Here is a 14,978-nt window from a genome sequence, read left to right on the forward strand (position 1 = left end):
ATCAAATATTTGTTAAACTTTCGTAAAAGTTATAATTAATCTCTAAAGAAGCCCATGTTTAAAGCAATTTTCACCAATAGTTTTGGAATATTAATCTCAAGAATTTTAGGATTTTTTAGAGATTTACTTACGGCATCAACTCTTGGTGCAAATGTTTACAGCGATATATTTTTTATAGCCTTTAAACTACCCAATCTTTTTCGACGAATTTTTGCAGAGGGTGCATTTACACAAGTCTTTATTCCAGCCTATGCCCGTTCTAAACACAAGTCTGTTTTCGTAGCAAATATATTTGTAATTTTCTTATCAATTATATTAGTTATTACTCTACTTGTAAATCTTCTTCCAAGTCTTGCAACACAAGCAATAGCCATTGGTTTTGATGATAAAACAGTAGAGATAGCATCTCCGTATGTTGCTATAAATTTTTGGTATCTACCGCTTATATTTTCAGTTACTTTTTTAAGTACTCTGCTTCAATATAAGCACCACTTTGCAACCACGGCTTTCTCTACAGCACTACTTAATATTTCACTCATTTTAGCTCTATATTTTTCACAAGATAAAAGTCAAGCAGAGATAGTTTACTACCTTAGTTTTGGTGTTGTTATTGGCGGAATTTTACAGCTGCTTGTACATATGATTGCAATACAAAGGTTGGGACTTTACAAACTTACATTTGGCGGCTTTAAATATTTAAAAACTAAGTCAATAAAAATCAAAAATGAGACTAGAAAATTTAAAAAACAGTTTTTTCCTGCGATTTGGGGAAATTCAACTCCTCAAGTCAGTGCATTTTTAGATACCTTTTTAGCCTCATTTTTAATGACTGGTTCAATTAGTTATCTCTACTATGCAAACCGCATCTTTCAACTCCCACTAGCTCTCTTTGCTATTGCAACTTCTATAGCTCTTTTTCCAAGAGTTGCTAGATATATTAAAAATAAAGATGAGACCAAAGCTTTAGAGTTTTTGCAAAAAGCTTTTTGGTTTTTAACATTTCTTCTAACCGCCAGTACTATTGGAGGGATTGTACTCTCTCACGAAATAACTTGGCTTCTTTTTGAGAGAGGTTCATTCAGCGCACTGGACACAGCAAGTACTACAACCGTACTTAAGATGTATATGATAGGTCTTGTACCTTATGGTCTTCAAAAACTATTCTTATTATGGTTATACGCAAAACAGCAACAGATGCGTGCTGCTAAAATAGCAACATTCTCCCTTGCTTCATATATACTATTTGCTCTGACACTTATATCTCCAATGGGAGCAAGTGGTTTAGCTCTTGCAGGAACTATTAGCGGGTTTGTAGGTTTTATACTTACTATAAAAGCATTTGGTATAAAAAACTTTTTTGACATACTTCGCAGTAAAAATGCCATCTATCTTGTGGTTGGTTCTGTGATTTTCACTTCATTACTTTTACTTTTTAAAGACTTTATTCAAATCTACATGTAGGAATATTTAAAAATCTAAAGGGCTAATTACCTTAGCTTTATTCATTTCAGAAACTACATGTGTGTATATCATGGTAGTTTCAACACTCTTGTGTCCTAAAAGTTCCTGTATACTTCTTAAGTCTATCCCTGCTTGCAAAAGATGCGTTGCGTAAGAGTGTCTAAATATATGAGAAGTTACTCTTTTATTTATGTTTGCCTTATTTGAAGCTTGTTTTATATTTCTACCTAAGGTAGCAGGATGAATATGATGCCTTCTAATAGTTTCACTTCTTGGATCTTTTGAAAGTTTGTTCATGGGAAATAGAAACTGCCATTTTGTTTCATACTTAGCACTTGGAGCTTTCTTTTCTAAAGCAAATGGCATGTACACACTTCCATATCCATCTGCTAAATCTTTTTTATGTATATCTGTAGCTAGTTCAACTTGCATAATCAGCTTTTGTTTTAATTTATTTGGTAATGGAACAGACCTATCTTTCAGGCTTTTAGAATCCCAAACATAAATTTTATCAAATCCAAAATCTATATCTTTTAGTCTTAAATTTAAAACTTCACTCATTCGTAGACCGCATCCATACATCAAGGAGACTAAAAGGTTATATATGCCATTTATATTTCCAATAACCTTATCAACCTCTTCACGGGTCAAAACTACTGGTATATGTTTTCTCTCTTGTGCTCTTAATGCTTGTATGTTCCACTCACTCATATCTACACCTAATACTTCTTTATATAAAAATAGTAATGCAGAAAAAGCTTGATTTTGAGTTGTAGGCGAAACTTTATTTTTAACTGCTAGACTTGTAAGGTATTGCTCAATCTCAAACTTACCCATCTCTATAGGATGCTTTTTGTTATGAAAAAATATATAACACTTTATCCAATATACATAGGTTCTTTCCGTTGAAATACTGTAATGTTTAAACCTAATTTTGTCACGAACAATATCAAGAAGTTTCTTTTTCAAACTCATTATCAATCCTTTCACTTAAGTAACATTATGTTCTTTTAATGGGTTATTTTCTAAATAACATACAAAATGTTCTGTTATTTGCTTTTAAAGCATTAATAGATCATCTATTGTTTAAGGATTATATGTGTTTTTTATCTTTTAGAGCAACATTATGACAAATTGTCATATTTTTAACTATATTTAATTTATTAACACACATATATAGTGTTAGTTATTTATCTGATTGGATGTTTTTATGATAATATGTTCATTGAATAAATAGTTATATGAAAATAGAATTGGAGTTTAAATGAAAAAATTACTGTTATTACTACTTATTAGTATTGAGATATTTGCTGGCACACAAATGTGTGGTTCAGGAACAGTGATTAGATTACTCAGTGATGATAATAAAGGTAGTCGCCATCAAAGATTTATAATAAAAGAGCCATCTGGAAGAACATTGTTAATTGCACATAATATTGACTTAGCACCAAAAATATATTCACTTCAAAAAGGTGGGCTCATAAAGTTTTGTGGTGAATATGAAAATAATTCAAAAGGTGGTGTTGTACATTGGACACATCATGATCCACAAAAACGTCACACTGCCGGTTGGCTAGAATATAATGGTAAGAAGTACCAGTAACATATAACAAGTACGAGGAGCGCAATAGTTTCCCCTACGGCGAAACTATTGCTCACGACAAACGTTAAACATACAAAGGAGAAGTAAAGTGCCATTATCAGATTTAGGAAGTTGGGCTAGTATAGTTGGATTAATATTTAGTTTTATTGCTGGTTTTGGAATTTGTAAAATTACTACAAAAAATAATAATCAAAAAAATAAATTTTGGTCATTTTTTACATTTGGTGATACAAAGCAAGACAATAACAGTAGCCAATGATTCAAATGTTTAATAGTATAAAAAATCTTATTCAATTTGGCAATAACACTCAAACTAATAATATTTCAATTAATCCAAAAATTGATGTATCAATTAGAAGGATAGAAAAAGATTTTTTTGATGGTAACTTTAAACAAGCAATAGATGATTTAGACTCATTAATTACTGATAATAGCAATGAGTCTTTAAAATCAGTGAAATATCAACTGCTAGTTTTAAAAGCAAGTTATTTAATGCAATTTAGAAAGATTGATGAGTTTAGAGAAGTTATTGAACTCATTGAAACAAAATATAAAGATTTTATTGAAATTAAGTTCAAAGAATTTAAATTAACTTTAATGGCATTTAATAAAAATAAAGAGTTTTTTGAATTTTCAAAACAATTAAGACTCGAAACTCCAAACAGCAAACCGCAAGGACATTTTGATATTGTATTTTATTTGAATAGCGGAGATGTTCCAAGAGCGAAAGAAGTATTTGAGAAAGAGATAATAAATACACAATATCGAGATAAATTATTGTTAATTGGTGGACACATATATTCTAATTTGTATGAATATAATAACAATGACATAAATATTTTTAACAATGCAGATAAATACTACAGAGAAGCATTAGAAACAAAAGAATTGAGTTTTCTTGACAAATTACAAATCAAAGGATTTTATGCCACTTATTTATTAAATAGTAATATACAAAATAAAATACCAAATAGGGAGCTACTGTTTAGTGTTGAAGACTACAAAAAATCTTTAGATATTGTTTTGGAAAATGAAAAATATTTTAATGTTGATTATATGAAAATAGTAATAGAAAATTATATTCATATACTTGTATATCTTGGTTTCAAAGATGAATATAATGAATTTTATAAAAAATATGAAAACTTTTTATCTATAAAACACTATATCCAATATTCTGGTGTTAATGAAGTTGAATATGAACATAATAAAATTCAAGAATATATTTTAAAGAAGCAAGAACTTAATGATTTATTAGTTTATTCTTCTTTGATTTTAAATAGTTCAGATAATAATATTGAAGAAATTACAAAATTTCTTCAAACCAAGACGGAGTATTTATTTAAACATACTTTTATCCCCTATGCTTATGTAAAGGGGCAAATCTTATTACATAATGAAATTGCAACTGATCTCATAAAATATTTAGAAGAGCATAAATACAACGATATAGATACTCTATTAGCTTTTATCGAAACAGCTCACTATACTCATGCTGAAATATCAAATAAAGATATTGATAAGCTTATAGAATTTAGCTTAAATGATAATACTTTTCAAGCTAGAATTTTAGATGTAATAAAATTATTAAAAAAACTTGATAGAAGAAGAGAATATCTAGATTTAGCATTAAATAAACAAGACATATTTAGTAGTATCATTTTTGAAACTTTAAAAATATGTGAAAAAGATGAAAACTTATACTTCAAAGATTTTGAATATTTCATAAGTAATATTCAAAATCAAGATTATTACAGTGCAATAATTGGAAATATTTATTTAAAACATGACAAACCTGATAAAGCATTTAATTATTACTATTTAGAAAGCAAAAAAAATGATAATCAAGAAGCCATGTTTGCTTTATTAAAAGTTATATGGGATCATTTTAATATGTCTCACAAAATCATTGAAAACTCTAAACAAATAGAAATATTTAATTTGCTGATTGCAAAAAGAGAACATTTGAAACTTGAAGATTTAATCTTTTTATTGATGTATGCTATTCATATTTTAAAAGATACAAGGCAAATTTTACCCATACTAAATCAGGAATTATTAAATCTAGATATAAAAAATCTAGATAATTCCATACAGGTAATGCTATCAAATATATTCACACAAACATCATTTGGAGTATTATCTAACTACAATGATATGTTTTTATACGATGCAAATTTGTGCCTAGTACAAGACAGTAAAACATATTTTCAAAATAATTTCACAATTTTAGAAGAAAATAAAAATAATTTTGGACTACATCTAGTTGATGATAATGACTATTTTTTAAAAATACAAGATAATACATGTAAAAAAGAATCACTTTTTCATAGGCTGGTTGGACCTTTTGCCTTTAGATGTGAGAATCCAAATATGATTGAAATGAAACTTGATAAAGATAGTGAAGACCCGTTACATGAACTTTTTGATTTTATGAATCAACGAACTAATTATACAAAAGATTTATTTCAAAGATATAGTGATGAAATACATATTGGTTTATATGCTTTAGCACATGATTATAAAAATTATTTTACTTTAATACCATATATTTTAAATAACAAAACTATAAATCTTAATAGCTTACATATAAATTATTTACCAAAAGAGAGAAAGAAAATATTAACACTATCATCAATTATTTTTTTAAATGAAATAAATCAATTAGAAGTTGTATTAAAAAGAGAAGACATCGTGATACAGCAAACTTTAGTTAATTGGTTAAAGGATTATTCACAAAAAGTTGACTATACAAATATGCCACAAGATTTTACATATTTGGATGAAGAAAGTCATAAATTTATTCCTGTTACTGATGATAGCATTAAACAAGCTGAAACATTTAAAGCTTCAATATTTAAAATAATAAATGCAATTTTAGTATGTGAAATTATTGATGATACTTCTGAAAATTTACCAATCAAAAAAACTTATTCTATGTTAGCACCACATATCGGTGGTCAAGAATACAAAGCTTTAGCATATTGTATTAATCATAATTATCAAATAATATCCGAAAATAATGTTTTTGATATGTTGTTCGATACTATGAAATACAACAAAGTTTTTATTAGTAACTCTATAGCACTATTAGCAGGAACATTAAAACGTGACACCTATAGAGGTCTAATTATTGATTTACATATGAAAAAATATAAATATGTTTTAAATGAAAACTATGTAGATGGATTACTAGATTTTATGAAAAAGCATGATGTTTCAAACTTAATAGATGAAGAAAAAGAACTTATTAAAATAGCAAATAACTATGGATTTTTAGACAAGATAAAACAGTATTATAGAAATAAATTTAAAGTTTTATATCCAAAAACAGTCCCACCAATCAAAACTGATTTTGATAAAAACATAGAAAAGATTTTTAGTTTAATTGAAATTAAGATACAAAATGTCTAACAAAGCCTAGCAGTGAACGCAGTGCGTCACTGAAGTCAAACGTTATACAAAGGAATTAATATAATGAGTTTAGTTTTATTTTTATCAGCATTATTTTTTGGAATGTTAGCAGCTCGTGCGGGAACAGTATTCGCAAGAAGTGGTATTCAACCTACAAATCCATTTGTAGTTATAATAAATTTTGGTTCAATGATTTCAACTTTTGCAATTGTTGTTTTTGGGTTTCTAAATCTTTCATGGTGGATACCAATCGTAGGTTTTATAGGTATTTCATTAATTGCCGGTATATTAATAAATCATTCAACAATGACATTTTTCTATAAAGCCTTGCCTGTAACAGGCTTAATAGCAATCGTGATTAATACATATGCATGGATAGTTTAGTAAATGTATAACAAAATTGACAAATGGGCTGATAGAGTCTATTCTGAAACTGATTTTGGTAGAAGTATTGCTACTTCAGTATCTGGAATAATAGGTTTAGTAATTTATTTAATAATTAACGATTGGGTTATTGCTGCTTTTTCATCAATTATAACTTTTCCAATTGTTAGAATAATTTCTACAAGTCTTAATGAAAAAATCAATTTTTCTTCAATGCAAAAAAAGCATATGAAATCAGTTGAAGATGCTTATCATAGATTAAGTAATGGTGAAAAAGAAGTAATTCAAGCTTTTGTAACTGCTGGTGGAACCTCACTTACTTATTCACATATAAATAGTTTAGGCATATCAGCACCAGCAGTTGAAACTTTAATTCAGAGAGAAATAATATGGAGTTCCATGACAGCTGATGGAATGCGTGAAACTTTTGCTTTAGATACTGAAGTTTTTGATATTGCACAAAAATTAGTTGAGCTAGAAAACTCCTAACAAGCACGAGGAGCGAATAGTTTACCCTGAGGGACAACTATTCGCTCACGACAAACGTTATGTATAAAATAAAACAGGGAAAAATATGAAAAATACATTATTTTTTTTAATATTATTATCAATATCTATAATGTTTTTTGAGTTTTATTTTTATTGTTTAAACTACACCCCTGAGAATGAATCTCCACTTTTACTGTTTAAAGAAAAAAATATTCACCCTAGCTTAATAGTAATTGCTATCTAGTGTGCTATAATAATGCACATATTTTATACACACAAAAGATACAAATGACAGCACTACACAATCCTTATACAAAGCAAAAAGCGACAAATCTCGGTATACATTCCGATTTGCTTACCAAAGAAAAAATAGATAAAAAACTTGAAATCTTAAAATAAAACTTTTATAAAAGTTGCAAAGAATAAGTTGCCAAACATAGTGCTTTAAGAAACAAAATAAGAAGTTTTTAAAAAGGAAAATACCTACATGTATATTTACGATTCAGTTCAAAAAACAAAACGAGAGTTTACTCCGCTAGAGGATGCAAAGGTCTCACTTTATGTTTGTGGACCGACTGTTTACGACGATGCTCACCTAGGACATGCAAAATCTGCTTTGGTTTTTGACCTGTTAACACGTGTGCTGAGTGCCAATGGTTACGATGTGACTTACGCGAGAAATATCACTGATATAGATGACAAGATAATTAAAAAAGCAGCAGAGCAAAACAAAGATATAAAAGAGATTACAGACTTTTATACAGATGCTTTTCATAAAGAGATGGAAGCTATCGGTGTATCACGTCCAACGATTGAACCAAAAGCTACAGAGTCATTAGAGGTTATGATAGAGCTTATACAAAAGCTCATAGAGAAAAACCACGCATACACAACTGCCGAAGGTGATGTTTACTTTGATACTGCTAGTGACAGCGAGTATCTCAAACTCTCTTCAAGAGTTCAAGAAGAAGATGAAAAGCAACAAAGGGTTGAGAGTTCATCTGCCAAAAAAAATCCTGCTGATTTTGCTTTATGGAAAAGCGTAAAAGACAACACTATTACCTTTCCTTCCCCTTTTGGTGCAGGTCGCCCAGGTTGGCACTTGGAGTGTTCAGCTATGATAGAAAAATATCTTGCACGTCCAAACAGTGAGTTTGCCGTAGATATTCACGGTGGAGGGGCTGACCTCCTTTTTCCACATCATGAGAATGAAGCGGCACAAACTAGATGCGGGACTAACCATGCACTTGCAAACTACTGGATGCATAACGGTTTTGTAAATATAGATGGTGAAAAAATGTCTAAGTCTTTGGGAAACAGCTTCTTTTTAAAAGATGCTCTAAAAATTTATGACGGAGAAGTTTTAAGATTTTATCTTTTAAGCACTCACTATAGAAGCAACTTCAACTTTAACACCGAAGATTTAGCATCTTCTAAAAAGAGACTAGATAAGATTTACAGACTTAAAAAACGCCTTTTCGGCTTGGCAGAAAATAGTGATAAGACACCTTTTCAAAATGAACTCTTACATGTACTGAGCGATGATATGAATGTATCGAGTGCCTTGGCTCTTATTGATGAGATGATTTCAAATGCAAACGAGACTTTAGACACTGCCGGTAAACATAAAGAGCTTAAGCGTGAGACAATCTCTAATCTAGCCTACATTGAAACTATTTTAGGCTTTGGTGTTAAAAATCCTTTTGAGTACTTTCAGTTTGGAGTCGATGAAGAGACAAAAGCAAAAATCGATGTGTTGATTGCATCAAGAGATGAGGCTAAAAAAATTAAAGATTTCGCAACTTCCGACAAACTTCGTGATGAGATTTTAGCCTTTGGTGTAACTATAATGGATACACCACAAGGGACTTTTTGGGAAAAGGTGTAACCCCATAAGCACTCATACTAAAAGTAAAATTTTTCTTTTTACAGATGCAAGCGTAAACCCACAAACAAATGTTGGATTTGGGGCATATTTACTTCTGCAAGAGGATGAATTATTATCAGATTTGCATAACAGAGGTGTCAAAACTAAAAAATTTGAAAATACCTCTTCAACTAAACTAGAGCTAGAAACTTTACTCTGGGCACTAAGCGAAATAACTCCGGAGCTTCATGAGATTACAATATATACAGATTGTCAGAATATTATAGGTCTAAAAAATAGACGAGAGCGTTTTGAAAAGAACAACTACATATCAAAGAATAACAAGCAGATAAAAAACCGTGAGCTCTATATTGAGTTTTATAAGTTTACTGATTTATTGAGATGTGAATTTGTTAAAGTAAAAGGGCATAAAAAAAGTAGTGTAAAAAACAGTATAGACAATATCTTTACCCTTGTTGACAAAGCTTCTCGAGTTGCTCTTAGAAATTATTCTAATATAACTGCACATATATAAAACACATATTAGCATTGGATTTAAAAAGGCTTTTTCATGGTCGTGGCGAACTTTATGAGGGTTGGAAGATTTCATATCTACATGTAGACACAAAACTTTGGTTATTCAGCGAAGATATATTAAAGGGAGTCCAAGCGAAGTTGTAGTTGGAGAGCTTCAAGATAATCTACATGTAGTAGAAAACGGGATGAAGCTAAAAAAGAAAAAGACTTTGAGAGTTCTAACAAACTTCGTGATTAGATTTTAGCCTTAGGTGTAAGCATTATGGATACACCAAATGGTACTTTTTGCGAAAAAGTATAATTATATAAAGTAGACTTGCTTTAGTCTACTTTATGCCAAAAAAGCAACATCAGTTACTGATTTGTTTTGCTCCAATAAACCTGCTGAGTATTCTATATTATTTTTTTGAATATCTAAATAGGCACTTGAAAAATTTCTTTTAAAATTTTCAGCACATTGAAGTGTTGCTAGAGATGCTTCCCCACCATTATCACCATATAATATATCATCAACTTGATTCAATATATCTTGAAATGTTATAGGTTTACCAGTGTAAGACTTATATGTACCCATAATATGAGAAATAACTAAATTATCACTCAAACCATTTATAGTTTCCATCAACGCTTTTTTTGTTTGCATTTCAATATTTTCAAATATTGTATATTCAGAGAAGTTTTTCATTTTGTTATCCTTTGTTTAATTTAAGCAATTAATATTCCAACGCAAATTTATCTTAATTATCTTATAAAAAGTTTAACTTGATGTAATATTTGATATTATTTTAAATAAATATATAAGATAGAGAATAATTTTGAATATAAACGATATACAAGCACTTCTGAAAGAAAACTCAAAAGATTTATCAACTGAATTTAAAAGGCTTTTTCATGGTCGTGGCGAACTTTATGAGGGTTGGAAGCACTTAACTGTTGACTCAATAGATGAGATTTTGAGTGTTGCTCTTTACTTTGAAATGGAGCCTGAATTAGAGGCTGAATTGGTTGAGATGTTCAAAGATTTTATATCTACATGTAGACACAAAACTTTGGTTATTCAGCGAAGATACATAAAAGGAAGTCCTAGTGAAGTTGTGGTGGGAGAGCTTCAAGATAATCTACATGTAGTAGAAAACGGGATGAAGATAAAACTAAATCTTCTCTCAAACCAAAACAGCGGATATTTTGCTGATATGAAAAACGGTAGAGAGTTTGTAAGAGTAAATGCAAAAGATAAAAGTGTCTTAAACCTCTTCTCATACACATGTGCTTTTAGTGTTGCGGCAAAACTCGGCGGTGCTAGAAGTGTTTCAAACATTGACATGAGCAAAAGTGCATTAACCACAGGGCGAGAAAATCATCACCTAAATGAGCTAGATACCAAAGGTGTTGCTTTTTTGCCATATAACATCTTAAAATCTTTCTCACGAATCAAGAAAAAAGGTCCTTATGATTTGATTATTATAGACCCGCCAACCTTTCAAAAAGGGAGCTTTGAGGCTACAAAAGATTATGAGAAGATTATCAAAAAACTACCACAGATAGCATCAGACAACTGTACCCTTTTAGCTTGTCTTAACTCCCCTGACTTAGACGAAAATTTTATTATAGAGCTTATAAAAGAGCTTTCTCCATGTTTTAAATTTGTAGAGCGGCTTGAAAATGTAAAAGAGTTTGCAAGTGATAATGAGGATAGGTCTTTAAAAAATTTAGTTTTCATAAGAGAAGTTTTATAAAAAACAAGCTATAGTTTTATAAACAAATAACAACTTAAAATGTTAAGGAATGTTTATGAAAAGTTTTTCTTTACTCTTAATTGCATCAACATCACTTTTATCTTTAATCAGTTATCCTAATTTGCTTTATGCTGACAGTGATGAGATAAAGACTCCCTGGTGCGAACATCCGATAGATACTCATTTTTCAATATATGGTGCTGCATACGATACACTAACTAAAACATTCATTAAAACAGATACTATCTCAAAGTCAACTCCACCAAATAAAGTGTCACTAAAGTGTCTAAGCTGCCACGATGGGGTTAATGCCGCAAGTAGGCCAATCAACTTACCTGGATCAGGTGGGTATTATCCAACAAGTAGCTATACTAAAAACATAAATGATGAAGAAATTGATATAACAGAACTAAATCTAGACAATCTCTCCCAAAACAGAAGTTTAGTTAATGGTCATCCTGTTGCAGTAAAATATATTGAAGGTGTTGCAGTATTAAAAAATATAAATACAAAAATTTACGGCTGGGATAATGCCGACACCATTGAAGACCTTTTAGTAGATGGAACAATCCAGTGTATAAGTTGTCACAATACTCACAAGCAAAACCCAGATAAATACCTTAGACACAAGAACAAAGGCAGTGCACTTTGCCTTAGCTGTCACAATAGATAATGAAGTTTATTGTTTTTAAAGTAATTTATATGAAGTTTTGAAGAAGCTAAAGAAAAGTAGATAATATCTACTTTTCTTTACATGTAGTACTATTTTTTCTTTGGTTTTGCTGTATCTTTAAAATCATCTAAAGGATTAACTGTTGGAGCATAAACCCAATCAGGTTGATTTTGGTAATTTGGCATAATATCATTTTCTTGTAGTTTACCTAAAGGCTTGATATAGCTTTTTGTTGGATTTTGAATAACAACATCATCTCTTAAGAAGAATCCAGAACCCTTTTCTTGATCCATAGCACTAAATATTCTTATATCGCTAAGTTTTTTAATACCAGCAGAATCATAATCTACTTTAGCATCATGACAAACAGCACAAAGCTTTTGAATATTGCCTCCATCAGCATTAGTGTTTACTCTTAAGTACATAAAGTTTTTGTTTGATGGATGTGCTTCATGACAACTGATACAGTCAAGCATTCCATTTTTAAGCAAGTTTTTTGGCACACTTGCGATTTTTGGATTTGGAACCATACCGATAGGGTGAGTAGTATGCATGTGAACTGGTCTAATTCCCGCTCCACCAAATTGAGTTAGCTCATGACAACCTAGACAGTTTTTCGCAGTTAACTTATCAAAACTCTCTCTATTTAGAGGGTTTTTCATTTTTGTATTTTTTACAGCAAATAACTTATCATCTACAGCAAAGTGAGTACTATGACAACCTAAACAAGTTATCCCATCATGTGGACCTGCCGCACTTAACATATTTGGTGCTAAAGCAATTAGTAAACCTAATGCAATACCGCTAATACCTTTTTTCATATAGTTCATCCTTATTATTTAAACTTAATTTTTCTTGTGACGATTTTATCACTTTATTTATTTATATTTTCTTAATCTTACTAATATTTTTTATTATTTACAAAAGTCGGCTAAAAGTCCACTCTTTATCAGAGAATATGTCTTTTCGCCTTTTAACTTTTTAACTATTTCAAGTGCAAAACATATGGCAGTAGCGGGTCCACGAGAAGTAATAACATTTTCACACTCTACAACCATCATTTTATCTCCTAAATATTCACCCTGCTTTATATGATTCTCAAAAGATGGGTAACATGTGTATTTGTCTTTCAATACTCCAGCTTCACTAAGAGCAAAAGGCGCTGCACAAATTGCTCCAATATTTTTACCTTTAGAATCCATCTCTTTTAATATTCTTTGTACATTTTCATCCTCTGCTAGAGCAAAAGTTCCCTCAACTCCACCTGGTAAAACTATCATTTCAAGTTCATCTACAACTACATCATTTATATTTATATCACTTATAATTGAGATGCCATTTGCACCTTTTACTGCATTATCATCATTTAAAGAAGCCACTAATACCTCTATTTCTGCTCGTCTCAAAACATCAATAATACTGACTGCTTCTATCTCTTCAAATCCTCTAGCTAATGGCACCAAAACTTTTATCATAATATCTCCATATATGTTCATTTATACAAATTCTATACTTTTAATGTTATAATCTACTTTAAATTAGTTCAAGGATTTCGTTTTTGAGTGATATATTTACACTATTTAGAGTCCATCAATATATAAAAAATTTATTTATCTTTATGCCTTTACTTTTCTCTTTTTCATATTTAAATGCTGATAATAATTTAAACACTTTTGTGGCATTTATTCTGTTTTCTATACTTGCGAGCAGTATCTACATCTTTAACGACCTTATGGACGTAGAAGAAGACAGGGGTCATCCGATTAAAAAAAATCGTCCTTTGGCATCTGGCAAAGTCTCTGTAAGAACAGGTAAATTACTTATTTTACTATTGTCTATATTTTCACTCACAATATCATTTGTTTTTTATACCCAACTATTCATCGTACTGCTCGTCTATTTTATTCTAAATATTCTCTATTCTATAAAACTAAAACATATTGCAATTTTAGATATATTCATTATCGCAACAGGTTTTGTTTTAAGGCTTTTTGCAGGTTCAGCAGTTACAGGTATTGAGCTCTCTATGTGGATAATAATTATGACATTCCTGCTGGCAATATTTTTAGCCTTGGCAAAAAGAAGAGATGATGTACTTCTCTCACTTCTAGGGCAAGAGACAAGAAAAAACATAGATGGATACAATTTAGAGTTTGTAAACGCTGCAATGGTACTAATGGCAGGAGTTGTCGTAGTTAGTTATATACAGTACACAATATCGCCAGAGGTTATACTAAGACTCGACACAAACTATCTTTATATAACTTCATTTTTTGTAATACTGGGAGTTTTGAGATATATGCAGATAACCTTTGTTGAACAAGATAGCGGAAGTCCAACAAAAGTAGTCATAAGAGATAGATTTTTAAAACTTACAATTATATTTTGGCTACTGAGCTTTATAGGTATTACTAAACTTATATGATTATTATTAGATATGTTCTGTTTGCTCTAGTATCAACCGTAGTGAATATACTGTTTCAGTATTTTAGTTTTATTATCTACGATGGTTTTTTATCACTCTATGTAGCTATGTTTTTTGGTACTTTAGCAGGTCTTATTTTAAAATATATATTGGACAAAAAATACATATTTTTTCATACGCCCAAGAGTAAAAAGGATGATGGTAGAAAATTTCTTTTATACTCTCTTATGGGAGTTTTTACAACCTTTATCTTCTGGGGTTTTGAGATTGGGTTTGACTACATGTATGAAAGCCAAAACGCCAAATATATTGGTGCAGTAATTGGTCTTAGTATAGGGTATGTTGTGAAATATTTTTTAGATAAAAAATTTGTGTTTAAGGGGTAAGTT

Annotated in this window: 17 protein-coding genes; 13 read left to right on the forward strand and 4 right to left on the reverse strand. The window is 30.2% G+C overall.

What is annotated here, in order from left to right; genetic code table 11:
* Nucleotides 1-54: 54 nt before the first annotated feature.
* A complete protein-coding gene (murJ, locus tag HUE87_RS07335) occupies nucleotides 55-1,461 on the forward strand; it encodes a murein biosynthesis integral membrane protein MurJ (RefSeq protein ID WP_194365552.1) in 1,407 nt (468 codons plus the stop codon).
* Nucleotides 1,462-1,467: 6 nt separating this feature from the next.
* Here murJ and HUE87_RS07340 read toward each other — a convergent pair whose 3' ends face one another.
* Nucleotides 1,468-2,436, reverse strand: a complete 969-nt coding sequence (locus tag HUE87_RS07340; protein ID WP_194365553.1) for an integron integrase — start codon at nucleotides 2,434-2,436, stop codon at nucleotides 1,468-1,470.
* 289 nt (nucleotides 2,437-2,725) lie between these two features.
* Between HUE87_RS07340 and HUE87_RS07345 the strand changes: the two genes are divergently transcribed.
* From HUE87_RS07345 to HUE87_RS07380, 8 genes are all read left to right on the forward strand, one after another.
* The gene (locus tag HUE87_RS07345; RefSeq protein ID WP_194365554.1) at nucleotides 2,726-3,064 is read left to right on the forward strand and encodes a DUF3465 domain-containing protein; all 339 of its coding nucleotides are present in this window, start codon (nucleotides 2,726-2,728) and stop codon (nucleotides 3,062-3,064) included.
* A gap of 88 nt (nucleotides 3,065-3,152) precedes the next feature.
* Nucleotides 3,153-3,323: a hypothetical protein gene (locus HUE87_RS07350; RefSeq protein ID WP_194365555.1), complete on the forward strand. Its 171-nt coding sequence runs from the start codon at nucleotides 3,153-3,155 to the stop codon at nucleotides 3,321-3,323.
* Nucleotides 3,320-6,478 (forward strand): hypothetical protein, encoded by a 3,159-nt coding sequence (locus HUE87_RS07355; RefSeq protein ID WP_194365556.1) that lies wholly within the window; start codon nucleotides 3,320-3,322, stop codon nucleotides 6,476-6,478. The genes HUE87_RS07350 and HUE87_RS07355 overlap by 4 nt, the downstream gene beginning before the upstream one ends.
* Before the next feature lie 63 nt (nucleotides 6,479-6,541).
* Nucleotides 6,542-6,862, forward strand: a complete 321-nt coding sequence (locus tag HUE87_RS07360; RefSeq protein WP_194365557.1) for a hypothetical protein — start codon at nucleotides 6,542-6,544, stop codon at nucleotides 6,860-6,862.
* A gap of 3 nt (nucleotides 6,863-6,865) precedes the next feature.
* Entirely contained in the window at nucleotides 6,866-7,351 is a 486-nt protein-coding gene (locus tag HUE87_RS07365) for a hypothetical protein (RefSeq protein ID WP_194365558.1), read from the forward strand.
* Between the two features lie 487 nt (nucleotides 7,352-7,838).
* A complete protein-coding gene (gene cysS / locus HUE87_RS07370; RefSeq protein WP_194365559.1) occupies nucleotides 7,839-9,239 on the forward strand; it encodes a cysteine--tRNA ligase in 1,401 nt (466 codons plus the stop codon).
* A 28-nt stretch (nucleotides 9,240-9,267) separates the two neighbouring features.
* Complete coding sequence (locus tag HUE87_RS07375; protein WP_229855273.1) at nucleotides 9,268-9,753, forward strand: ribonuclease HI; 486 nt, start codon at nucleotides 9,268-9,270, stop codon at nucleotides 9,751-9,753.
* 61 nt (nucleotides 9,754-9,814) lie between these two features.
* Nucleotides 9,815-10,000, forward strand: a complete 186-nt coding sequence (locus tag HUE87_RS07380; RefSeq protein WP_194365560.1) for a class I SAM-dependent methyltransferase — start codon at nucleotides 9,815-9,817, stop codon at nucleotides 9,998-10,000.
* A gap of 86 nt (nucleotides 10,001-10,086) precedes the next feature.
* On the opposite strand, the gene HUE87_RS07385 is transcribed toward HUE87_RS07380, so the two are convergent.
* A complete protein-coding gene (locus HUE87_RS07385; RefSeq protein ID WP_194365561.1) occupies nucleotides 10,087-10,440 on the reverse strand; it encodes a hypothetical protein in 354 nt (117 codons plus the stop codon).
* Between the two features lie 130 nt (nucleotides 10,441-10,570).
* On the opposite strand from HUE87_RS07385, the gene HUE87_RS07390 reads away from it, so the two are divergent.
* Together HUE87_RS07390 and HUE87_RS07395 are read left to right on the forward strand one after the other, a co-directional pair.
* Nucleotides 10,571-11,491 carry a class I SAM-dependent methyltransferase gene (locus HUE87_RS07390; protein WP_194365562.1) on the forward strand — a complete coding sequence of 307 codons (921 nt, stop codon included), beginning with the start codon at nucleotides 10,571-10,573 and terminating at the stop codon, nucleotides 11,489-11,491.
* A 55-nt stretch (nucleotides 11,492-11,546) separates the two neighbouring features.
* Nucleotides 11,547-12,164, forward strand: coding sequence for a cytochrome c3 family protein (locus HUE87_RS07395; protein WP_194365563.1), 618 nt, complete (start codon nucleotides 11,547-11,549; stop codon nucleotides 12,162-12,164).
* An 89-nt stretch (nucleotides 12,165-12,253) separates the two neighbouring features.
* On the opposite strand, the gene HUE87_RS07400 is transcribed toward HUE87_RS07395, so the two are convergent.
* Together HUE87_RS07400 and HUE87_RS07405 are read right to left on the reverse strand one after the other, a co-directional pair.
* Entirely contained in the window at nucleotides 12,254-12,985 is a 732-nt protein-coding gene (locus HUE87_RS07400; protein ID WP_194365564.1) for a cytochrome c3 family protein, read from the reverse strand.
* 93 nt (nucleotides 12,986-13,078) lie between these two features.
* Nucleotides 13,079-13,639 (reverse strand): DJ-1 family glyoxalase III, encoded by a 561-nt coding sequence (locus HUE87_RS07405; RefSeq protein ID WP_194365565.1) that lies wholly within the window; start codon nucleotides 13,637-13,639, stop codon nucleotides 13,079-13,081.
* A gap of 83 nt (nucleotides 13,640-13,722) precedes the next feature.
* Between HUE87_RS07405 and HUE87_RS07410 the strand changes: the two genes are divergently transcribed.
* Together HUE87_RS07410 and HUE87_RS07415 are read left to right on the forward strand one after the other, a co-directional pair.
* Nucleotides 13,723-14,589 carry a UbiA prenyltransferase family protein gene (locus HUE87_RS07410; RefSeq protein ID WP_229855081.1) on the forward strand — a complete coding sequence of 289 codons (867 nt, stop codon included), beginning with the start codon at nucleotides 13,723-13,725 and terminating at the stop codon, nucleotides 14,587-14,589.
* Nucleotides 14,586-14,975 (forward strand): GtrA family protein, encoded by a 390-nt coding sequence (locus tag HUE87_RS07415; RefSeq protein WP_194365566.1) that lies wholly within the window; start codon nucleotides 14,586-14,588, stop codon nucleotides 14,973-14,975. The genes HUE87_RS07410 and HUE87_RS07415 overlap by 4 nt, the downstream gene beginning before the upstream one ends.
* The last annotated feature ends 3 nt before the right edge of the window (nucleotides 14,976-14,978 follow it).

Origin of the sequence: Candidatus Sulfurimonas marisnigri (genome assembly GCF_015265475.1) — a bacterium.
GTDB classification, from domain to species: domain Bacteria; phylum Campylobacterota; class Campylobacteria; order Campylobacterales; family Sulfurimonadaceae; genus Sulfurimonas; species Sulfurimonas marisnigri.

What these genes read in the sequence shown, in the direction of transcription:
- murJ (WP_194365552.1), top strand. Translation starts at nt 55, where the DNA reads ATGTTTAAAGCAATTTTCACCAATAGTTTTGGAATATTAATCTCAAGA.
- HUE87_RS07340 (WP_194365553.1), bottom strand. Translation starts at nt 2,436, where the DNA reads ATGAGTTTGAAAAAGAAACTTCTTGATATTGTTCGTGACAAAATTAGG.
- HUE87_RS07345 (WP_194365554.1), top strand. Translation starts at nt 2,726, where the DNA reads ATGAAAAAATTACTGTTATTACTACTTATTAGTATTGAGATATTTGCT.
- HUE87_RS07355 (WP_194365556.1), top strand. Translation starts at nt 3,320, where the DNA reads ATGATTCAAATGTTTAATAGTATAAAAAATCTTATTCAATTTGGCAAT.
- HUE87_RS07360 (WP_194365557.1), top strand. Translation starts at nt 6,542, where the DNA reads ATGAGTTTAGTTTTATTTTTATCAGCATTATTTTTTGGAATGTTAGCA.
- HUE87_RS07365 (WP_194365558.1), top strand. Translation starts at nt 6,866, where the DNA reads ATGTATAACAAAATTGACAAATGGGCTGATAGAGTCTATTCTGAAACT.
- cysS (WP_194365559.1), top strand. Translation starts at nt 7,839, where the DNA reads ATGTATATTTACGATTCAGTTCAAAAAACAAAACGAGAGTTTACTCCG.
- HUE87_RS07385 (WP_194365561.1), bottom strand. Translation starts at nt 10,440, where the DNA reads ATGAAAAACTTCTCTGAATATACAATATTTGAAAATATTGAAATGCAA.
- HUE87_RS07395 (WP_194365563.1), top strand. Translation starts at nt 11,547, where the DNA reads ATGAAAAGTTTTTCTTTACTCTTAATTGCATCAACATCACTTTTATCT.
- HUE87_RS07400 (WP_194365564.1), bottom strand. Translation starts at nt 12,985, where the DNA reads ATGAAAAAAGGTATTAGCGGTATTGCATTAGGTTTACTAATTGCTTTA.
- HUE87_RS07405 (WP_194365565.1), bottom strand. Translation starts at nt 13,639, where the DNA reads ATGATAAAAGTTTTGGTGCCATTAGCTAGAGGATTTGAAGAGATAGAA.
- HUE87_RS07415 (WP_194365566.1), top strand. Translation starts at nt 14,586, where the DNA reads ATGATTATTATTAGATATGTTCTGTTTGCTCTAGTATCAACCGTAGTG.